15 protein-coding genes and 1 tRNA gene are annotated in these 21,156 nt (G+C 71.6%); 9 read left to right on the top strand and 7 right to left on the bottom strand.

Features of this window, described 5'->3' with window-relative positions:
* Positions 1 to 129: 129 nt before the first annotated feature.
* The 5 genes from ACWD1U_RS11005 to ACWD1U_RS10985 form a co-directional block, all read right to left on the bottom strand.
* Positions 130 to 282 carry a hypothetical protein gene (locus ACWD1U_RS11005; RefSeq protein ID WP_451106397.1) on the bottom strand — a complete coding sequence of 51 codons (153 nt, stop codon included), beginning with the start codon at positions 280 to 282 and terminating at the stop codon, positions 130 to 132.
* Position 283: 1 nt separating this feature from the next.
* Positions 284 to 1,672 carry an OFA family MFS transporter gene (locus ACWD1U_RS11000; protein WP_451106396.1) on the bottom strand — a complete coding sequence of 463 codons (1,389 nt, stop codon included), beginning with the start codon at positions 1,670 to 1,672 and terminating at the stop codon, positions 284 to 286.
* 121 nt (positions 1,673 to 1,793) lie between these two features.
* Positions 1,794 to 3,938: an acetate--CoA ligase family protein gene (locus ACWD1U_RS10995; protein ID WP_451106394.1), complete on the bottom strand. Its 2,145-nt coding sequence runs from the start codon at positions 3,936 to 3,938 to the stop codon at positions 1,794 to 1,796.
* 4 nt (positions 3,939 to 3,942) lie between these two features.
* The gene (gene frc / locus ACWD1U_RS10990) at positions 3,943 to 5,184 is read right to left on the bottom strand and encodes a formyl-CoA transferase (protein ID WP_451106392.1); all 1,242 of its coding nucleotides are present in this window, start codon (positions 5,182 to 5,184) and stop codon (positions 3,943 to 3,945) included.
* A 9-nt stretch (positions 5,185 to 5,193) separates the two neighbouring features.
* A complete protein-coding gene (locus ACWD1U_RS10985) occupies positions 5,194 to 6,876 on the bottom strand; it encodes a thiamine pyrophosphate-binding protein (RefSeq protein ID WP_451106390.1) in 1,683 nt (560 codons plus the stop codon).
* Positions 6,877 to 7,018: 142 nt separating this feature from the next.
* Between ACWD1U_RS10985 and sucC the strand changes: the two genes are divergently transcribed.
* Genes sucC through ACWD1U_RS10970 form a run of 3 tightly spaced genes read left to right on the top strand, consistent with a single transcriptional unit; the run spans position 7,019 to position 10,644 of the window.
* Positions 7,019 to 8,149 (top strand): ADP-forming succinate--CoA ligase subunit beta, encoded by a 1,131-nt coding sequence (gene sucC / locus ACWD1U_RS10980; RefSeq protein WP_451106388.1) that lies wholly within the window; start codon positions 7,019 to 7,021, stop codon positions 8,147 to 8,149.
* Between the two features lie 14 nt (positions 8,150 to 8,163).
* A complete protein-coding gene (gene sucD, locus ACWD1U_RS10975; RefSeq protein WP_451106386.1) occupies positions 8,164 to 9,063 on the top strand; it encodes a succinate--CoA ligase subunit alpha in 900 nt (299 codons plus the stop codon).
* A 39-nt stretch (positions 9,064 to 9,102) separates the two neighbouring features.
* Entirely contained in the window at positions 9,103 to 10,644 is a 1,542-nt protein-coding gene (locus tag ACWD1U_RS10970) for an aldehyde dehydrogenase family protein (RefSeq protein ID WP_451106384.1), read from the top strand.
* 287 nt (positions 10,645 to 10,931) lie between these two features.
* On the opposite strand, the gene ACWD1U_RS10965 is transcribed toward ACWD1U_RS10970, so the two are convergent.
* On the bottom strand, positions 10,932 to 12,263 hold the full coding sequence (locus ACWD1U_RS10965) for a DUF2254 domain-containing protein (protein WP_451106383.1): 1,332 nt from the start codon (positions 12,261 to 12,263) through the stop codon (positions 10,932 to 10,934).
* Between the two features lie 142 nt (positions 12,264 to 12,405).
* Here ACWD1U_RS10965 and ACWD1U_RS10960 point away from each other — a divergent pair.
* Positions 12,406 to 12,490: transfer RNA gene (locus ACWD1U_RS10960), tRNA-Leu, on the top strand.
* 70 nt (positions 12,491 to 12,560) lie between these two features.
* On the opposite strand, the gene ACWD1U_RS10955 is transcribed toward ACWD1U_RS10960, so the two are convergent.
* Positions 12,561 to 14,273: a sigma-54-dependent Fis family transcriptional regulator gene (locus tag ACWD1U_RS10955; RefSeq protein WP_451106381.1), complete on the bottom strand. Its 1,713-nt coding sequence runs from the start codon at positions 14,271 to 14,273 to the stop codon at positions 12,561 to 12,563.
* A gap of 187 nt (positions 14,274 to 14,460) precedes the next feature.
* On the opposite strand from ACWD1U_RS10955, the gene ACWD1U_RS10950 reads away from it, so the two are divergent.
* The 5 genes from ACWD1U_RS10950 to ACWD1U_RS10930 all read left to right on the top strand — a co-directional run bounded on the left by ACWD1U_RS10950 (position 14,461) and on the right by ACWD1U_RS10930 (position 21,136).
* Entirely contained in the window at positions 14,461 to 15,330 is an 870-nt protein-coding gene (locus ACWD1U_RS10950; RefSeq protein WP_451106379.1) for an intradiol ring-cleavage dioxygenase, read from the top strand.
* Positions 15,327 to 16,403, top strand: coding sequence for a maleylacetate reductase (locus ACWD1U_RS10945; RefSeq protein WP_451106377.1), 1,077 nt, complete (start codon positions 15,327 to 15,329; stop codon positions 16,401 to 16,403). The genes ACWD1U_RS10950 and ACWD1U_RS10945 overlap by 4 nt, the downstream gene beginning before the upstream one ends.
* A gap of 539 nt (positions 16,404 to 16,942) precedes the next feature.
* On the top strand, positions 16,943 to 18,751 hold the full coding sequence (locus ACWD1U_RS10940; protein WP_451106375.1) for a S8 family serine peptidase: 1,809 nt from the start codon (positions 16,943 to 16,945) through the stop codon (positions 18,749 to 18,751).
* Between the two features lie 28 nt (positions 18,752 to 18,779).
* The gene (locus tag ACWD1U_RS10935) at positions 18,780 to 19,859 is read left to right on the top strand and encodes a ComEC/Rec2 family competence protein (protein WP_451106373.1); all 1,080 of its coding nucleotides are present in this window, start codon (positions 18,780 to 18,782) and stop codon (positions 19,857 to 19,859) included.
* Entirely contained in the window at positions 19,856 to 21,136 is a 1,281-nt protein-coding gene (locus ACWD1U_RS10930; RefSeq protein ID WP_451106372.1) for a patatin-like phospholipase family protein, read from the top strand. Before ACWD1U_RS10935 ends, ACWD1U_RS10930 begins: the two co-directional genes overlap by 4 nt.
* The last annotated feature ends 20 nt before the right edge of the window (positions 21,137 to 21,156 follow it).

Genomic DNA, 21,156 nt, shown 5'->3' with positions numbered 1-21,156 from the left:
CAGCTTCCTGCGGCCCTGAGCCACCGTCCGGGTCTTGCGGATCTCGAACATCGCACCCCTGGGCTGGGGTGTTGCGACGATCGCTAGAACCTAAGCCGACGGGGAGGGGCCTCCTCATACGGGGGACGGTCAGCCCACGGTCCGTGCCGGACCGACGATGTCCCGGTCGGTCTCGCCGACGAGGCGTACGCGGCCGTGGGAGTCGGTGATTTCGCGGTGGGGACGGTGTGCGGCGGCGGAGGGTGTGGGGGCGCTGCTTGGCGCGTACGGATCCGCGGTCATGTCAGGCCGTGTCCTCGCCGAGCGGTCGGGGGTTGGGATCGATGCGGCGCTTTTCCTTGTCACGTCCCGGCGGGCTGAGGAACACGGCCACGCAGCCGGCGAAGAGGGAGATGGAACCGGCCAGGATGAAGGCACCGGAGTGGCCCCAGGCGCCGACGACCACGGCACCCATGCCGGCTCCCAGGCCGGAGACGAGCTTGGCGCTGTAGACCATGCCGTAGTTGGACGCGTTGTTGTTCTCACCGAAGTAGTCGGCGGTGAGCGCGGCGAACATCGGGAAGATGGCCCCGCCGCCGAAGCCGGAGATCGAGGAGAAGATCAGGAACAGCGGAAGGTTCTTGGCCTCCGCCGACCAGAGGATGCCGTACTGGGAGAGGCCCAGGATGACGCAGACGACGAGCAGGCACCGCTTGCGGCCGTACAGGTCGGAGAGCCAGCCGATGACACCGCGGCCCGTGCCGTTGACGATCGCCTTCAGGGACATGGCCGTGGCGACGATCCCGCCCGCGAACCCGGCCTCCTCGCCGATCTCGACCTGGAAGGCGATACCGAAGATGTTGACGCCGGACGTACAGGCCAGACAGAACCACATGAGGGCCACCCGGCCGGTCTGCCAGGCCTCCTTGGGGGAGTACTGGCGCACCGCCGGCGGGTTCATCCGCAGTGAACGGGCCGCTCGCGGGTCCTTGGGCGGGTTGAGGGGGTCGATGTCCGCGGGCCACCAGTTCTTCGGCGGGTCCTTGAAGAAGTAGCCGGAGCACGCGACCATTCCGGCCAGGAACACGCCCACGGAGACCAGGACCCAGCGGAAGTTGGTCAGGTCCATGTAGCCGTTGAAGAGGAAGACGAAGGGCACCGATCCGTAGGCGAAACCACCGTTGACGAAGCCGGTCTTGCCGCCCTTCCGCTCCGGATACCACTTGCCCACCATGTTGACGCACGTCGCGTACACCATGCCCGCGCCCATGCCGCTGAACATGCTGAAGCCGATGTAGGCGAAGACGACGTGCGGCGCGAAGGCGAGGGACAGGTAGCCCAGCAGCGTGCCGATGGCGCCGAGCATCATCGCCCAGCGGGCCGGCAGTTTCCCGCTCTCCCGCAGCTTGCCCGCGGGGAAGGCCACCGCGGCCTGGAAGAAGACCCAGACGGTCATCATCCAGAAGATGTGCATGCTGTTCCAGCTGTGCGCCGTGTGCAGGGTGTCCTCGGCCGACGCGAACGCGTACTCGGCGGAGGAGATGCCCATCATGCCGATCCAGGGCAGGATCACCATCCACTTGCGCTTGCGCCCCATGATGTCGATGTCGGTCTCACCGAGGCGGTAGACGCGACCGTTCGCGTCGGTGACCTCCCGGTAGGCGACCGTGGTGGGCAGATCGGTCGTTGTCATGTCGTGTCGCACCCCTTGCGTCGAAAGATCTGGCCAGCGCCCCCTGTCCCATGCCTTTCGTGCGCGTGCGGAGCCCGGGGGCGGCCGACGCGCACCGTCGGCCGCCCCCCGCTGCCTCACCTCATGTACCGCCTCCCAGCAGCCCCGCCTCCCGGGCCCAGCGGTACTTCGCACCGAGGACGGCCACCGGCTTCTCGGTCGTGTACGGGTACGCCACGACTCCGCGCTCGAAGAGGTACTGGCAGGCCTCCTCGACCTCCACGTCCCCCGCCAGCGACGCCACCACGGGCTTCTCGATCCCGCGCTCCCGGAACTCGGCCACCACGCGTGCGGTGAGCTCCGCGAAGACCATGGGGGGAGTGACGATCGTGTGCCAGTAGCCCAGGACCAGCGCGTGGATGCGCGGATCCTCCAGCCCCAGCCGGATCGTCGCCTCGTACGTCGACGGCGGTTCACCCCCGGTGATGTCCACCGGGTTGCCCGCCGCCCCGAAGGGCGGGATGAACTTCCGGAACGCCTCGTCCAGGTCCGGCGGGATCTCCATCAGCGACAGGCCGTTGTCCGTCACGGCGTCGGAGAGCAGCACACCACTGCCGCCGGCCCCGGTGATGATCACGACGTTGTCGCCCTTGGGGGCGGGCAGCACCGGCAACGCGCGCGCGTACTCCAGCATGTCGTTCAGCCCTGGTGCCCGGATGACGCCGGCCTGCCGGAGGATGTCGTCGTACACGGCGTCGTCGCCCGCCAGGGCCCCGGTGTGCGACCCGGCAGCCTTGGCGCCCGCCGCCGTACGCCCCGCCTTGAGCACGATCACGGGTTTCTTCGGCACGGTCGCCCGCGCGGCCTCCACGAAGGCGCGCCCGTCCTTGAGGTCCTCCAGGTGCATCGCGATGCACTCGGTGTGCGGGTCCTCCCCGAACCAGGTCAGCAGGTCGTCCTCGTCCAGGTCCGACTTGTTGCCCAGCCCGACGATCGCCGACACACCCGTCTTGGTGGTGCGCGCGAAGCCCAGGATGGCCATCCCGATGCCGCCCGACTGCGAGGTCAGCGCGACCCCGCCCTTGACGTCGTACGGCGTGCAGAACGTGGCGCACAGGTCCTGCCAGGTCGAGTAGTAGCCGTAGATGTTCGGCCCCAGCAGCCGCACTCCGTGCCGCTCGGCGATCGCGACGATCTCCGCCTGGAGTCCGTGCTCGCCGGTCTCCGCGAACCCGGAGGGGATCAGCACGGCGTTCGGGATGCCCTTGCGTCCCACCTCTTCCAAAGCCGAGGCCACGAACTTGGCGGGGATCGCGAAGACCGCCACATCCACCTCACCGGGAACGTCGGTGACACTCTTGTACGCCTTGCGGCCCAGAATGTCATCGGCCTTGGGATTCACCGGGTGGATGTCGCCCGCGAAACCCCCGTCGACGAGGTTGCGCATCACCGAATTGCCGATCTTGCCCTGTTCGTTGGAGGCACCGATGACGGCGACCGAACGTGGCTGCATCAGACGGCGCATCGACGCGAGGATCTCGTCCCGCGAGTACTTCCGGCGCGGTGCGGGCTGCGACTCGGCGAGGATGACCCGTATGTCGGCCGCCACCGCCCCCTCCGCGGTGGCGATCACCGGGTTGAGGTCGACCTCGGCGATCTCCGGGAAGTCCGCGACGAGTTCCGACACCCGGCGGATCTGCTCGGCGACGGCCCACCGGTCCACCCCGGCCTGCCCGCGCACCCCGCGCAGGATCTCCGCCGACCGGATGGAGTCCAGCATCGACAGTGCCTCGTCGGCGTCCACCGGCGCGAGCCGGAAGGTGACGTCCTTGAGGACCTCGACGAGCACCCCGCCCAGCCCGAAGGCGACGATCTTGCCGAACGTCGGGTCCGTCACCGCGCCGACGATGACCTCCTGCCCCTTCGGCAGCAGCTCCTGCACCTGCACGCCGGAGATGCGGGCATCCGCGTTGTAGGCGCGGGCGTTGTCGACGATGCGGTGGAACGCGGCCCGCACGTCCCTGGCACCTTCGACGCCGACGATCACCCCGCCGGCGTCGGTCTTGTGCAGGATGTCCGGCGAGACGATCTTCATCACGACGGGCCCGCCGAAGCGCGCCGCGAACGCCACGGCCTCGTCGACGTCGGTCGCCAGTTCTTCACCCGGAACGGCGATGCCGTACGCGTCGGCGATCACCTTGCCCTCGGGCGCGGTCAGCGCGGTCCGGCCCTCGGCCCGCACGGAATCCAGGAGGGACCGCACCCGCAGGAGGCGGTCTTCGGCCATCACGTCAGATCACTCCGTTCGACTTGAGCAGGCGCACTTCCTCGTCGCCGAGACCGAGTTCGCCGACGTAGACCTCTTCGTTGTGCTCGCCGAGCAGAGGTGAACTGGTCACCTCGACGGGGGAGTCGGACAGCTTCAGCGGGCTGCCGACGGTCACGAACTCGCCCCGCTCCGGATGGGGGACGGTGACGACCATCTCGTTGGCGGCCAGCGACCGGTCCTCGATGATCTCCCTGGTGGACAGGATCGGCCCGCACGGGATGTTGTGGGCGTTGAGCCGCTCCAGCACCTCCCACTTGGGCAGCGTCGAGGACCACTCCTCGATCAGCTGGAACATCTTGTTGAGCTTGGGCAGGCGCGCCTCGGGCGTCGCCCACTCGGGGTCGTCGGCCAGCTCGGGCCGGCCGATGAGCTCGCTGATCGGCCGCCAGCCGACGGGCTGCACGATGACGTACACGTAGTCGTTCGGGCCGCCCGGCGCGCACTTGACCGCCCAGCCGGGCTGGCCGCCACCGGACGCGTTCCCGGACCTGGGGACCTCGTCGCCGAAGTCCTCGTTGGGATACTCGGCGAGCGGCCCGTGTGCCAGACGCTGCTGATCCCGCAGCTTCACCCGGCACAGGTTCAGCACGGCGTGCTGCATGGCCACGTTGACCCGCTGCCCGCGACCGGTGTGCTCCCGTTGGTAGAGCGCGGCGAGGATGCCCGCCACGGCGTGCACGCCCGTCCCCGAGTCGCCGATCTGGGCTCCCGTCGCCAGCGGCGGCCCGTCCTCGAAACCGGTGGTCGACATCGACCCGCCCATGGCCTGCGCGACGACCTCGTACGCCTTGAAGTTGGTGTACGGGCCCTCGCCGAACCCCTTGATGGAGGCATAGACGATACGCGGGTTGATCTCCTGGATGCGGTCCCAGGTGAAGCCCATGCGGTCGACCGCGCCCGGGCCGAAGTTCTCGACCATGACGTCGGAGCGCCGGATCAGCTCGGTGAGGATCTCCTTGCCGCGCTCGGTCTTGGTGTTGAGGGTGATGCTCCGCTTGTTGCAGTTGAGCATCGTGAAGTAGAGGGAGTCGACGTCCGGCAGGTCACGCAGCTGCTTGCGCGTGATGTCGCCGGTCGGCGCCTCCAGCTTGACGACGTCCGCGCCGAGCCAGGCGAGCAGCTGGGTCGCCGACGGCCCGGACTGGACGTGGGTCATGTCCAGGACGCGGACGCCTTCGAGGGCCTTGGTGGACGTAGCGGTCATAGGGGCACCTCACTTGTACATGGTCTGGTTCATGGTTCCGGGGGCGTACGCGTCGGGGTCGACCCAGACGTTGATCAGCGACGGCTTGCCGGACTCGCGGGCGCGCCGCAGGGCCGGGCCGATGTCGGCGGGGTCGCGGACCTCCTCGCCGTAACCGCCCAGCATCTGGGCGAACTTGTCGTAGTGGACGTCGCCGAGGGTGTTGCCGATCCGCTCGCGGTCCTTGCCGTACTTGGCGGCCTGGCCGTAGCGGATCTGGTTCATGGACGAGTTGTTGCCGACGATGCCGACGAAGGGGAGGTCGTAGCGGACCAGCGTCTCGAAGTCCCAGCCGGTCAGGGAGAACGCGCCGTCGCCGAAGAGCGCGACGACCTCCTTGTCGGGCCGGGCCTGCTTGGCCGCGAGCACGAAGGGGACGCCGACGCCGAGCGTGCCGAGGGGGCCGGGGTCCATCCAGTGCCCGGGTGACTTGGGCTGCACGACCTGCCCGGAGAAGGTGACGATGTCGCCGCCGTCGCCGATGTAGATCGAGTCCTCGGTGAGGAAGTCGTTGATCTCGCTGACCAGCCGGTACGGGTGGATGGGTGAGGCGTCCGACCTCAGGTTCGGCAGCCGCTTCTCCAGAGCGGTCTGCTCGGCCGCCCGCAGCTCGTCCAGCCATTCCTTGCGCCTGGACGCGCCGCCGTTGACGCGCCCGGAGGCCGCCTCGGTCACCGACTTCAGGACCAGGCCGGCGTCGCCCACGATGCCGAGGTCGATGTCGCGGTTCTTGCCGACGGTGCGGTAGTCGAGGTCGATCTGCACGACGGTCGCGTCCGGGGAGAGCCGCTTGCCGTAGCCCATGCGGAAGTCGAAGGGCGTCCCGACGATGACGATGACATCGGCGTTGGAGAACGCGTACCGGCGGGAGAGCTGGAAGTGGTGCGGGTCGCCGGGCGGGAGGGTGCCGCGTCCCGCGCCGTTCATGTAGGCGGGGATGTTGAGGGTCCTGACGAGCTCGATGGCGGACTCGGTGCCGCGGGTCGTCCAGACCTGGCTGCCGAGCAGGATGGCCGGCTTCTCGGCGTGCACCAGCAGGTCGGCGAGCTTCTCGATCGCCTCGGGGTCGCCGGCCGAGCGGGTCGAGGCCCGGTAGGACCCGGCCTGCGGCACGCGTGCCTTGGACACCGGCACCTTGGCGTCCAGGACATCGCGCGGGATCTCCAGGAAGGAGGGGCCGGGCGCGCCGTGGAAGCACTCGCGGAACGCCATGGAGACCATGTCGGCCGCGCGTGCCGTGTCCGGCACGGTCGCCGCGAACTTGGTGATGGGGTTCATCATGTCGACGTGCGGCAGGTCCTGCAGGGACCCCATCTTGTGCTGGGTGAGGGCCCCTTGGCCGCCGATCAGCAGCATCGGGGACTCCGCGCGGAAGGCGTTGGCGACGCCGGTGACGGCGTCGGTCGTGCCCGGGCCGGCGGTGACCACGGCGCAGCCGGGCTTGCCGGTGACGCGTGCGTAACCGTCGGCGGCGTGGGCGGCGACCTGTTCGTGGCGTACGTCGACGACTTCGATGCCCTCGTCGACGCAGCCGTCGTAGATGTCGATGATGTGGCCGCCGCACAGCGTGTAGATGCGCTCGACCCCCTCGGCCTTCAGCGCCTTGGCTACGAGATGACCACCGGAGATCACGTCCTGGGTGTCGTCGGGCATGACGAAGTCCTGTCCCTTCGTAGGGGGTTGGAACGACTCGCGGTACATTGCATACAGTCGACGAATACTGTATGAAGCTTGTTATCCCGCATCCGGTGGGTGGTGTCCAGGGGGCGTGCGGCACTTTCAGTCAGGAGCCGAAATGGACCTGTACGAACACCAGGCAAGGGAACTCTTCGAAGAACACGGCATCTTGGTGCCGCGGGCCGAGGTGACGGACTCTCCCGGACAAGCACGGGAGATCGCACGCCGGCTCGGCGGTCGTGTCGTGGTCAAGGCCCAGGTGAAGACCGGTGGGCGCGGCAAGGCGGGCGGTGTGAAGCTCGCCGCCGACCCGGCCGCCGCCGAGCTCACAGCCCGTCAGATCCTCGGTATGGACATCAAGGGCCACACGGTCGGCAAGGTGATGCTGGCCCAACCCGTGGACATCGGCACCGAGTTCTACGTGTCCTACGTACTCGACCGGGCAGCCGGCCGTTTCCTCGCGATCGCCTCCGCGGAAGGCGGCATGGACATCGAGGAGGTGGCCGCCACCCGGCCCGAAGCCGTGGCCCGTATCCCCGTCGACCCGGCCGAGGGCGTCACCTCCGCGAAGGCGGTCGAGATCGCCGAGGCGGCCGGACTGCCGCCGCAGACCACCGAGGTCCTCGTACGGCTCTGGGAGGTCCTGGTCCGCGAGGACGCCCTCCTCGTCGAGGTGAACCCGCTCGTCCGCACCGGCCAAGGGCAGATCCTCGCCCTCGACGGCAAGGTCACCCTCGACGACAACGCCCGTTTCCGGCAGGCGCGCTGGGGTGCGGAGGACACCGAGCACGACGACGCGCTGGAGGCGGCGGCCGCCGCGAAGGGCCTCAACTACGTCAAGCTGGACGGCGAGGTCGGCATCATCGGCAACGGCGCCGGCCTCGTCATGTCGACCCTCGACGTGGTCGCGGGATGCGGCGCGCGGCCCGCGAACTTCCTCGACATCGGCGGCGGAGCGAGCGCCCAGGTCATGGCGGACGGGCTGTCGGTCATCCTCTCCGACCCGGCCGTGAAATCCGTCTTCGTCAACGTCTTCGGCGGGATCACCGCCTGCGACGCGGTCGCCGACGGCATCGTCCGGGCCCTCGGCGCGGTCCGGCTGACCAAGCCGCTCGTCGTGCGCCTCGACGGGAACAACGCGGCCCGTGGCCGGGCCATCCTCGACGAGCACGCGCACCCGCTGGTCGAGCAGGTCACCACCATGGACGGCGCCGCCGCCCGTGCCGCCGAACTCGCCACCACGGCCTGAGAAGAGGGAACGCCATGGCCATCTACCTCACCAAGGAGAGCAAGGTCCTCGTCCAGGGCATGACCGGCGGCGAGGGCATGAAGCACACCCGGCGCATGCTCGCGGCCGGCACGAACGTCGTCGGCGGTGTCAACCCGCGCAAGGCGGGCCGCACCGTCGACTTCGACGACCGCGCCGTACCCGTCTTCGGGTCGGTCGCCGACGCGATGCGCGCGACCGGGGCGGACGTCACCGTCGTCTTCGTGCCGCCCGCCTTCGCCAAGGCGGCCGTCGTCGAGGCCGCCGACGCCGGCATCGGCCTCGCCGTCGTCATCACCGAGGGCATCCCCGTCCACGACTCCGTCGCCTTCACCGCGTACGCCGAGGAGAAGGGCACACGTGTCGTAGGACCCAACTGTCCGGGCCTCATCACGCCCGGCCAGTCCAACGCGGGCATCATCCCGGCCGACATCACCAAACCGGGCCGCATCGGCCTGGTCTCCAAGTCGGGCACGCTGACGTACCAGCTCATGTACGAGCTGCGCGACATCGGCTTCTCGACGTGCGTCGGCATCGGCGGCGACCCGGTCGTCGGCACCACGCACATCGACTGCCTCGCCGCCTTCCAGGACGACCCCGACACCGAACTGATCGTCCTCATCGGTGAGATCGGCGGTGACGCGGAGGAACGCGCGGCCGCGTACATCCGCGAGCACGTCACCAAGCCCGTCGTCGGCTACATCGCCGGATTCACCGCGCCCGAGGGCAAGACCATGGGGCACGCGGGCGCGATCGTGTCCGGCTCCTCCGGCACGGCGCAGGCGAAGAGGGAGGCGCTGGAAGCGGTCGGGGTGAGTGTGGGCAGCACGCCGACCGAGACGGCGAAGCTCGTGCTCGCGCGTCTCGAAGACCGACAGCGCGCCACCCGAGCCTGATTCCCGCCCCCGACGGTGCACCGAGAGCGGAGCAATCACATGGCACCCAGCCTCACCCTCAAAGCCGGCACATCGTGGCCCGACGCGTGGCAGCGGTGTCTCACCGTCGCCCCCGAGGCATTCCGGGACGACCGGGCCCTCAACCTCTGGAACGGCGCCTGGCAGGCGGACGGCCGGGTCCTGCCCGCCGTCAGTCCCGTCGACGGCGGCCCCATCGCCGGCCCGCCGCGGCTGGACGGCATCGCCGCACACCGGGCCGTGTGCGCGGCCCTCGACCAGCACCGCGCCTGGCGGCACGTCCCCTTGGAGGAGCGCCGGGCCCGCGTCGCGGCCGCCCTCGACGCCCTCGCCGAACACCGCCGGCTGCTCGCCCTCCTGCTCGTGTGGGAGATCGGCAAGCCCTGGCGGCTCGCCCTGGCAGACGTCGACCGGGCCATCGACGGGGTCCGCTGGTACGTCGACGGCATCGAGCCCATGCTCGCCGGCCGTGCCCCGCTGGACGGTCCGGTGTCCAACATCGCCAGCTGGAACTACCCGATGAGCGTGCTCGTTCACGCACTGCTGGTCCAGGCACTGGCAGGCAACGCGGTCATCGCCAAGACCCCGACCGACGGCGGTGTCGCCTGCCTGACCCTGGCCTCGGCGCTCGCCGCCCGCGAGGGGGTTCCCGTCACGCTCGTCAGCGGCAGCGGAGGCGAGCTGTCCCAGGCGCTGGTGCGGGCACCCGAGATCGGCTGCGTCTCCTTCGTCGGTGGCCGCGACACCGGCGCCGCGGTGGCCACCGCCGTCGCCGACCTGGGTAAACGACACATACTCGAACAAGAGGGACTCAACACCTGGGGGATCTGGAATCACTCGGACTGGGACGCGCTCACCGCGGTGATCCCCAAGCTCTTCGACTACGGCAAGCAGCGCTGCACGGCGTACCCGCGCTTCGTCGTCCAGCGGCACCTGTTCGACGCGTTCCTGGCGGCGTACCTCCCGGCGGTGCGCACGCTCAAGGTCGGGCATCCGCTCGCCGTCGAGCACCAGGACGACCCGTTCCCCGAGCTGGACTTCGGGCCGCTGATCAACGCGGCCAAGGCGAAGGAGCTGCGGGACCAGGTCGCCGAGGCGATCGAGCGCGGAGCGGTACCGCTGCACCGCGGCAGCCCGGACGACGCCCGCTTCCTGTCCGGCCAGGACACCTCCGCCTACGTCCAGCCGGTCACACTCCTCAACCCGCCCTCGTCGTCCCCGCTGCACCACGCGGAGCCGTTCGGCCCGGTCGACACCATCGTCCTGGTCGACACGGAGGCGGAGCTGCTGGCCGCGATGAACGCCTCCAACGGCGCGCTGGTGGCCACGCTGTCCACGGACGACCGGGCCACCTACGACCGGCTCGCCCCGCAGATCCGCGCGTTCAAGGTCGGCCACGGGCTGCCCCGCTCGCGCGGCGACCGGGACGAGCTCTTCGGCGGGCTGGGAGCGTCCTGGCGGGGTGCGTTCGTCGGGGGGGAGCTGCTGGTGCGTGCGGTGACGCAGGGGCCGGCGGGGGAACGGCTGCCGGGGAACTTCCCGGAGTACCAACTGCTGCCATGAGAGGGGGGGCGCGTCCGACGCCGGTGGCTCGAGGGTCCGCCCTGCGGGTCACCGGCGTCGGACGCCGGCGTCGCCTGCCCGTCCCCCGGCTCCGGGCGGAGGGGTGGTGCGACGCGCCGAACCAGTGAGGCGATTTGCGGGCCCCCGGCGTCGGACGCCGAGGCGACCGGCGAGTGCACGGCGTCGGCACGCCGAAGCCGCCGTGCACCGCGGGCATCGGAGGCTGATGTGGCCTTCCACACCCCCGCGGTGGACATCGCCGAGGCGCAGGTCCGCCGAGACTCCGGTCAGCCGATCCCCTGGCGGTCCGGGCGCAGCGCGAACGCGCGGTCCGCCGGGGTCGGAGCAGCCAGGTCGACCGCCTGCCGGAGGAGTTCGCGGTGGCGCAGCAGGGGCTCGCGGCGTTCCGGTGGCGCGAGCCGGAGCAGGTCGTCCATGCCGGCCAGCATGCGGCGACACACCTGCGGACTCCCGAAGGCGCACCCCCGCACCTCCGTGAACCCCAGATCCACCAGCTCGGTCCATCCCGGCACGGGCTGCACCAGCCGCACCGCACCACCCCGGTCCCGGTGCAGCGCGGCGTCCAGCGGTCGCCGGCTCAGCGCGGCCAGGAACTGGACGATACGGTCCAGAGCATGGACGGCCGTCGTCGGATCGTTGATCGCGGACGACAGGGCGCGCAGCGCGATGTCGGACAACTGCCGCAACCCGAAGCCGAGATCCTGGTGGTAGGTACGCTCCACCCCCACGGAGATCGCATGGCGCAGCGCCCTGAGCGGCGGCGCCGGTCCGCCGTGGACGGCCAGTACGGGCATACCCGGCACAACGAAGTCCCCGATGCGCGGGAGGAGCCGCAGCACGACCCCGTGTTTGCGCGCCACCCGCACCAGCCGCGCGATGTGCACGTCGCGCAGCACCCCGGCCCGGCCCTCGTGCGGCACCGACGCGGTCACCGGACCGAGGACGGCGGCGTCCTGTCCGCTCACCGGCACGGGCATCGAGGCCGCCACCCGGAAGGACTCCGTGACGATCCGCGCGATCACATGGCTGATCCGCATCAGCCGCAGGGTGCTGTTCACGTACAGCACGAAGAGCAGCAGGCTCAGCGCCACCATGCAGAGCGTGAGGACGGACTGCACCAGGGGCACCGACGTGACGGTACGGGGGTCGTCGGCGCTGTCGAAGGCGGTCAGGACCAGCAGGGACAGCACGAACGTCGCCAGGAACACCGCGAAGGTCGCCTTGGTGATCCGGCTCCGGACGAAGAGCCGCACCACCCGCGGGGTGAACTGCCCGCTCGCCATCTGCACGGCCACCAGCGAGATGCTGAAGACCACGCCGATGAAGGTCATCATCGCCGAGCCGACCGCGCTCACCACCGCCTTCGCGTCCTCGGCGAAGCGCAGCAGCTCCTCGAGCGTGTCGTAGTCGCGGTCCTCCTGGAGGGCTTCGACGATGGCCGCGTCGAGCGCCTCCGCCCCCACCCAGACCACGAAGACGCCCACCATCGCCGCGGTGGGGGCGAACCAGAACGTGTCCCGCAGATGCTCCCTGAGCGGCGACAGCGCGCGCGGGCGACGACCGCCCGAGGAGCTCTGCGTAACCAGCCAGTCACTCATGGTGCGACCCTAGAGGTATCGCGGCGCGAGGTCCCGGACCCCCGCCCGGCGGACGGAAACGCAGGTGAAAGGCACTCCGAAACCTTGGTATTGTTGTCCATGTCGCCGCGGGGAACACTCCTGGCAAGGCGGCGGACACCTCGTCCGGGTGGCGGAATGGCAGACGCGCTAGCTTGAGGTGCTAGTGCCCTTTATCGGGCGTGGGGGTTCAAGTCCCCCCTCGGACACAGACACAGACAGACCAGCTCGGGCGGGTCGGGATCTTCCCGGCCCGCCCGAGCTGTTGCGCGTCGCCGCTCAGTCCCCGTAGCCCCGCAGCTTGCGGTACAGCGTCGCCCTGCCGATCCCCAGCGCCGCCGCCGCACTGGCCTTGTTGCCGCCGTGGCGGCGCAGTGCCTCCAGGATCGCGGCACGCTCGGCGTGCTCCATCGGGCTGAGCGGGCGCGAGGCCGGACCTTCCCGGACGGCGTCCGGAAGCTCCGCCCGGCGGACCGGCCCCGACAGCCGCCGTTGCTCGGCCAGAGCGCGGACGACATGGGCCAGCTCGGTGACGTTGCCGGGCCACGCGTACATCTCGAGTGCGCGCAGGGCGTCCAGCGTCCAGGTCAGCGGCGGCTGTCCGGGCGCCGGCCGGGGGGTCAGGGCCGGCAGCAGTTCCCGTATGTCCTCGGTGCGTTCCCGCAGCGGGGGCAGGATCGCCGAGCGGGCGGACAGTTTGTCCAGCAGACGCTGCAGGCAGGGGCCGACCGGGGCGCCCGGCGTGCAGGTGACCAGCAGCCGGGTGTCCGGGTGCGTGTCGAGCAGCGAGTTGAGCGCGGCAACGCCGGGCTGCGCGAGGCGCTCGGCGTGGCGGAGCAGGAGTGGGCGTTCGGCCGGCCAGGCGGACAGGGCCCGGTCGAGGCCGGTGTCCTGTGCCGCGTCGGCGACCTGGACGGGGCCCGGGCCGAGAAGCTCCCGGGCGAGTGCGGACTTGCCGGTTCCACGCTCCCCGGTCAGCAGCATCGGCTCCCGGGAGCGGGCCAGCTCGACGGCGCGTCCGACGGCGTGCCGCCACGGGACCGAGGAGCCGGTCAGAGCGACCGGCGGGGAAGAGGCCGAGGGCGCCGCCGGATCGTCGAGCGGTTCCAGGACGGCCACGACCCCGATGGCCGTGCCGTCCTGACACACCGGAGTGATCCGCGCGGTGCACCCTGCGCCCTCCGGCAACTCCGCGGAGCCCGTGACGTCCGTGTCCCGGGCGCCGACCGCCGTACGCTCCAGCACTCCGAGGACCTCGGGCGTCAGCAGCCGCCGTGCCGCGTCGCTGATCAACCGGTGCCGACCGTCGAGAGCCGCCACGGCCCGGTCCTGCCCCCGCACCGCCCGCAGATACGCGTCCAGCAACACGCGCTCGGCCCGTCCCGCCCGCGCCCGCAACTCCGACTCGACCCCCGCGGCGGCGGCCTCGGCCAGCGCCGCCTGCGGATGCGGCCCCCGCGCCGTGCACAGGGGCGACGCGACCGTCAGCGTGCCGAGCACCTGCCCGTTCTCGGGACCGAGCACCGGGACGCTCACCGCGGACACGTCCTGCCACCGGTCGAGGAAGTGCTCGGGTCCGTGCACCTCGGCCCGGCCTCGGGTGCGCAGGGCGAGGGCGGCGCTGTTGTTGCCGACCTCCTGCTCCGCCAGGACCGTCCACGCCTCGAGCCCCGGGGCGCTCCCCGCCGTCCACAGGACGCGCAGCCGCTCGTCGGTCAGCACGAGCAGCGACCGGTCCGGGCCCAGGGCGGGGACGACCCGGTCGAGCACGGGCCGGGCGGCACCGAGCAGCGCCGACTCCAGAGGGCGTACGGGATCAGCCGCCGGTTCCTTCAAGTCGTGCGGCACGCCGAAGAACCGGGCCCGCCGCCACGCCGCGACGACCTCCTCCGGCACGCCTGCGGGGAGCGGAGACCCCGACAGGAACCGCTCACGGGCGAGACGCAGCGAGGGCCGGGCAGTGGCTGTGGGGGAGGGATCTGTGGTGGTCACGGCACAGCCCACGGTAGCCGGTCCGGTTGAACGGGAAACAACTGCGGGGGTGAGCGTTGCCCCTTCGCCCACCATGCCTCGCTCGACACGGTCGGCCGGGGCCGCTTCACACCGCTGACCGGGATCGGGGTGAGGACTGGGTGCGCGCCATCATGGAAGAAGCGGACGCCGACGACGAGGAGCCGGGATGACCACCGACGCGACCGGGACCAGTGTCACCGAGCAGGCCGTCGCCAGTCTCCACGCGACCGCCGACCCGCGGCTGCGCGAACTGCTCACCGGACTGATCCGTCACCTGCACGACTTCGCACGGGAGACACGGCTGACGCGGGAGGAGTGGGAGCGGGCGATCGCGTTCCTGACGGCGACCGGGCAGGCCTGCACCGGCACCCGGCAGGAGTTCGTCCTGCTGTCGGACGTGCTCGGTCTCTCCATGCTCGTGGAGACCGTCAACGGCCACCACGTGCCCGGCGCCACCGAGTCGACCGTGCTGGGCCCCTTCCACATGACCGAGTCGCCGGTCCGCGCGCTCGGCGACGACATCGACCTGGTGGGCGGCGGCGAGCCGTGCGTAGTGAGCGGCCGGGTGCGGTCCGAGGACGGCACACCGCTGCCCGGCGCCGTCGTCGACGTCTGGCAGGCCGACGACAACGGCTTCTACGACGTCCAGCAGCCCGGCGTCCAGCCCGCGGGCAACGGACGCGGGCTGTTCACGGCCGACGCGGAGGGCCGCTTCTGGTTCCGCACCTGCGTTCCGGCGGCGTATCCGATCCCCACCGACGGTCCCGTCGGCGGGCTGCTGCGCGCGACCGGGCGGCACCCCTACCGCCCCGCGCACATCCACTTCATCGCCTCGGCCGAAGGCCACGCCCCCGTCATCACGCACATCTTCGTGGCCGGCGGCGACCACCTCGACTCCGACGCGGTGTTCGCCGTGAAGCAGAGCCTGGTCCAGGACTTCGCTGAGACGGACGATCCGTCCCTGGCCCGGGAGTTCGGCGCGCCCAACCCCTTCCGGCACGCCGACTTCGACCTCGTCCTGGAGCGCACCGCATGACCTTCCAGGATGAGTTCACGTACGAGACCCGTCCCGTGCGGGTCGTGTTCCGGCCCGGCGCGGCCGTCACCGCGACCCCGGACGAGGCCGCCCGCCTGGGCCTGAGGCGGCTGCTCGTGGTGTGCGGCAGGCGGGGCGAGGCCGTCGCCCGGGAGATCGCCGACGCGCTCGGCGACCGCTGCGCCGGACTGCACGCCGAGGCCCGGATGCACGTACCCGTCGAGGACGCCGACCGGGCCGTCGCGGCGGTACGGGCGGCCGGGGCGGACGGCTGCGTCGCGGTCGGCGGCGGCTCGGCGATCGGGCTCGGCAAGGCGATCGCCCTGCGCACCGGGCTGCCGCTGATCGCCGTCCCGTCGACCTACTCGGGCTCCGAGATGACCCCGGTCTGGGGCCTGACCGAGCACGGCGCCAAGCGCACCGGCCGCGACCCGGCCGTCCAGCCTCGCAGCGTCGTCTACGACCCCCGGCTCACCCTCTCCCTGCCCGTGCCACTGACGGTGACCAGCGGCGTCAACGCCCTCGCGCACGCCGTCGAGGCGCTGTACGCCCCGGACGCCTCACCGCTGGTGTCGGTCATGGCCGAGGAGGGCGTCCGGGCGATGGCCCGGGCGCTGCCCCGGCTGGCCACCGCCCCGGAGGACCTGGACGCGCGCAGCCGGGCGCTGTACGCGGCGTGGCTGTGCGGCGCGTGCCTCGGCGCCACCACCATGGGCCTGCACCACAAGCTGTGTCACGTCCTGGGCGGCACCTACGGACTGCCCCACGCCGAGACCCACACCGTGGTCCTGCCCCATGCCCTCGCCTACAACGCCCCCGCCGCGCCGCAGGCGTTGACCGTACTGCGCCGCTCCCTCGACACCGACGACGTGCCGCGCGCCCTGTGGGACCTGGCCGGCCGCCTCGGCGCACCGCGCTCCCTCGCCGGACTCGGCCTCGAGGAAGGGGACGTGGTACCGGCGGCGGGCCGGGTCGCGGGCGAGCCGTACCCCAACCCGCGGGAGGTGACGGCGGAGGGGGCCCGAGCCGTGCTGCGGGCGGCGTACGAGGGAGGGCCGCCCTTGACGGCTTAGGGGTCCTTGCACTACGAGCGTCCGGTCAGGTCGCGTGGTCCGGTGCCGTGCATCGCAAGGCGCCGGAGTGCCCTGGTAGCGGAGCTACCTGGGCGTTTCGGCAACGCGGCGAGGCGCGGTGCCAGGCCGCGCGACCCGGGCGGGCATAGTGCGAGGACCCCTTAGGAGCCGTCGTCAGCTGCCACGCCCACATCGGCGAGGGCCGGCCCGCTGTGCCCGCGTCGCTCTCCGCACGGGCCTGCTCGGCCCGCAGGTCGGCACCCGCGCCGACCTTCTCGTACACGTCATAGCTGTGTCTGATGCAGCGTCAGCGCGCTGCCGGTGTCCGCCGGACCGCCCCACACGTGCGGACCCCGGCGGACGACGATCCGGGGCACACGGCGTCGCCGACGCCTCCGTCCGGGCGTGCCGGCGCGGTGGGCCCGTGCGGTTGCAGCGCCCATGACCAGGGCGGAAAATGGTGAACAGGCCCTCGGCCGCTACCGCCGCCTCCCATCGCCACGCGCGCAGCGCCGTACCCACGCGCACGGGGAGTCCACATGGATCCAGCCGACCTCTCAGCGGTGTTCTACGGGGAGGGTCCCGTACCTGTCCTGTGGGCCACCTACTGCCCCGTGCACTTCGACGTGTGGCTGGCGTTCGCCCAGCCGCCGCCCTCGCGGGGGGACGTCGACGGGCCGGGGGCCGGCCCGGACCCCGGAGCCGTGGCCCGGACGGGAGAGCCGGGACGGCAGGACCTGATCCTCGCGATCCGTGAGGAATACGGAGTCGAGCAGGTGCTGGAGCGTTTCCAGGCCCGCGCGCTGATGGAGAAGTGCCGTCCGATCGCCGCCGGCAGCTTCGTGGCGGCGCAGCTGACCCTGAAGGAACTCGTCAGCGACGTCCTGCCCCTGACCAGTCTGGCCGGCGCGGTGCGTGTCGCCTACGAACTCGCCCTGAGCGGCGGGACCGAAGGCATCGAAGCAGCCCTCGCCGGACACGTCAGGACCCCGGCCACCAGCGAGATCCACGACAGCATGGAGCGGCGGCAGGAGCGCGGCCGCCACGTCACCTGGCTCCTGAGGCTGCTGCACCGTGTCGTGGAGGACGCGCGGCCGGACCTGGCCCGGGGTGCGAGGCGTGAACGGGCCGTGACCGGCGTCCTCGTCGACATGCTGGACGCCGTCGTCGTGGACACCGGCCCCGTGCGCAGGCCGCACGCCGCCGGGCGGGTGGCGGACCGGAGACAGAAGTACCCGGTCGTCTCCGTGACGACGAACCGGCCGGCGACCGGCGCGGTCGTACGGTCCCGCCGGACCATCAAAGCCGACGCGGCGGAGCAGGTCTTCTCGGTCGACACCGCCTCCATCGGCTGGGCGGTGGTCGACAGCGGCATCGACCCGCGCCACCCCGCCTTCCACGACTGGGACACCACCGGCTCCACGCCGCGGAAACTGGAGACGCGCATCGCCCGCTCCTTCGACTTCACCGGCGTACGGGAGAAACTCTCCGCCGACGTGCTCGTGGGCGGCCTCGTCAACTGGGTGGCCGCCCTGCCGTCCCTCGACACCACCCCGTCCCCTGAGCAGCCCCCACGGCCACCGCCCGGCGACCAGCACGGCACCCACATCGCCGGCATCATCGGCGGCTGGTGGCCGGAGCTGGACTTCCGCGGCATCTGCCCGCGCATCCGGCTCTACGACTTCCGGGTCCTCGACGACGACGGCGGAGGCGACGAGTTCTCCATCGTCACCGCGCTCCAGGCGATCCGTCACATCAACGAGCAGGCCGGGCGGTTCATCGTCGCCGGGGTCAACATCAGCCTCTCGGTCCCGCACGACGTCGCCAGCCACTCCACCGGGTGGACACCCGTGTGCGTCGAGTGCGACCGTCTGACGCGGTCGGGCGTCGTGGTCGTCACCGCGGCCGGCAACGCGGGCTTCACCGGCACCGCGCGGACCGTGGGCGCCGACTACCGGAACATCAGCATCTCCGACCCCGGCAACGCGGAGTCCGTCATCACCGTCGGCTCCACCCACCGCAGCAACCCGCACCGCCACGGCGTCAGCTACTTCTCCAGCCGGGGCCCCACCGGCGACGGGCGGTCCAAACCCGACCTGGTGGCACCGGGGGAGGACATCGACGGCCCCATCCCCGGCGAGGGCATCGCCGCCATGCACGGGACCAGCCAGGCGGCGGCCCATGTCAGCGGAGCCGCTGCCATGCTGCTGGCCCGCCACCGGGAGTTGCTCGGCCGCCCGGAACGCGTGAAGGACATCCTGTGCGCCACGGCGACCGACCTCGCTCGCGAACGCCACTTCCAGGGCCACGGGCTCGTCGACGTGCTGCGTGCCATCCAGTCCGTCTGACGGCTCGGTCCACCAGTCAGGAGCCGACATGCTCACCTTCGATTTCCTCGACGCCCGGCACGGCGACTGCTTCCTCGTCCGCTGGGGCACACCCCACGAGCGGGTCATGCTCGTCGACGGCGGTCCCGGCGGCGTCTACCGGGCCACGCTCCGCGGCCGGCTGCGGCAGCTCGGCGGACCGGACGGCGGCGACCCGCCGCACCTCGACGTCGTGTGCCTGTCCCACGTCGACGACGACCACGCCGGCGGGCTCGTCCGGCTCTTCCGCGACATGAGGCAGGCCCAACAGGACGGAGATGCCCTGCCGTACGCGGTGGACGCCCTGTGGTTCAACTCCGTGGAGGAACTCGTCGACACGCGCGTCCCCGGGCTGAGCGCCTCCGTCCGGCCACTGCTCGAACGCGCCGCCACCGACACGGCGGCCGGGTCCAGTTACCAGCAGGGCCGAGACATCCGCAACGCGGCCACCGCTCTGCACCTGGACGGCAACGCCCCGTTCGGCGGCCCGCTCACCGTGGGCGCCGAGGCCACCCTCGACGACCTGGACGTCACGGTCGTCGCGCCCGACGAGGCAGCGCTGGAGGAACTGGAGGAGCGGTGGCGCAAGGCGAAACAGCGCGGCGATCCCGACATCATCACCGCGGGGTACACCGACGGGTCGGTGCCGAACCTCTCCAGCATCGTCCTGCTGCTGCGCCACGAGGGCCGCACCGCCCTGCTCACCGGCGACGCCCGCGGCGACCGCGTCCTGACCGGGCTGCGCGAACTGGGACTGCTCGGCGACTCGGAACCCCTCCACGTCGATCTGCTGAAAGTGCCGCACCACGGCAGCGACCGCAACGTGGAAGCGGGTTTCTTCGAGCAGGTGCGGGCCGACCACTACGTCATATCCGCCGACGGCATCCGGCACCACCATCCCCACGAGGACACCCTGCGCCGGCTCGTCGAGTCCCGGGCACCGGACGACGGGTACGTCATCCACCTGACCAACCACATCCCGTTCGCCGAGGAGGAACTGACGCGACTGCGCGAGGGCCGCGCCTTCGACGTCGTCGTCCGGGCGCCCGCCGAGCAAGCGCTCCTCATCACGATCGGAGACCGGCCATGACCACCTCCCGGCAGGCCCCCGCCCCTTCCGCGCCTCCGGCTGACGCGGTGAAGGCCACCGATCCGCGCTGGACCGTGGACTCGCCCGCCGTCGGCACCGGCCTCGCGGCGCGTCCCTGCGGTGACGCCCTCCGCCCGGCCGAACCACCCGCCGCCGCGCACCCGGTCGCGCTCGCCCTGTCCGGCGGCGGATTCCGCGCCACCCTCGCCGGACTGGGCTTCGTCCGGCTGCTGGCCGACGCCGGGTTGCTGCCCCGGCTGCGGTACTCCTCCTCCGTGTCCGGCGGTTCGATCGCCAACGGCTGTCTGGCCTCCGCCTGGCCCGCGCTGCGGCAGGAGGGCTTCACCGCGCGTGCCGTCGACGAGATGGTCATCGCGCCGGTCGTCGACCGGGTCTCCTCCCGTTCCCTCAAGCGTGCCCTCGTCCGCGGCCTGTGGCGGACCCTCGGCTCCACGACCCGCACGGACCTCCTGGCCAGGCGTCTGGACGAGTGGTTCTTCCAGGAGACCGAACTGGAGCGGCTGGACCCGGAGGTGCGCTGGATCGTCAACGCGGCCAACCTGACCACCGGTGCCCGCTTCACCTTCGAACGCGACGTGTACGGCGACTACACCATCGGCCTGGCCCCCACGGCCGGCACACGGCTGCGGCTGAGCCGGGCCGTGTCGGCCTCCGCCGCGGTGCCCGGCGCGTTCCCGCCCGTCGTCCTCGACCAGGGGCCCTTCCCGTGCGCCGCCCACCCGCCCGCGCTGCTCGACGGTGGTACGTACGACAACACCGGCCTGGAGGCCATCGACGGGGACCGCTACCGTCACACCTTCCTGTGCGTCCTCAATGCCGGAGGACTGCTGCGTCCCGGCGTGTACGGGCGCGTCCCGGTGGTCCGCGACCTGGCCCGGGCGAACTCACTGCTGTACCGGCAGAGCACCACGCTGCGGACTCGGGCCGTCGTCGAACGCTTCGAGTACGCGAGGGCCGCGCGCCCGGACGGCGAACCGCCGCGCGGTGCCCGCCGGGGAGTCCTCGTCCAGCTCTCCACCGACTTCCCGGCGGACGGCCCGGACGCCCTGCGCCGCTGGCGCGCGGCCTTCACCGAAGACCCGGCCTTCGACGGCCGGCACCTCGCCCTCGTCCCGACCGTGTTCGACCGCCTCGACCCCGGCCTGTGCCGAGCCCTGGTCCACCGCGGCTGGTGGCTCGGCGGCGCGGCCCTGGCGACGTACCACCCGGAGTTGCTCCCGGACGACCTGACAGCCCTGCGCCCGCCGCGACGATGACACTCCGGCGACCGGAGACA

It is taken from the genome of Streptomyces sp. NPDC002788, assembly GCF_053592115.1.
This window is presented reverse-complemented; position numbering and strand designations above follow the sequence as displayed.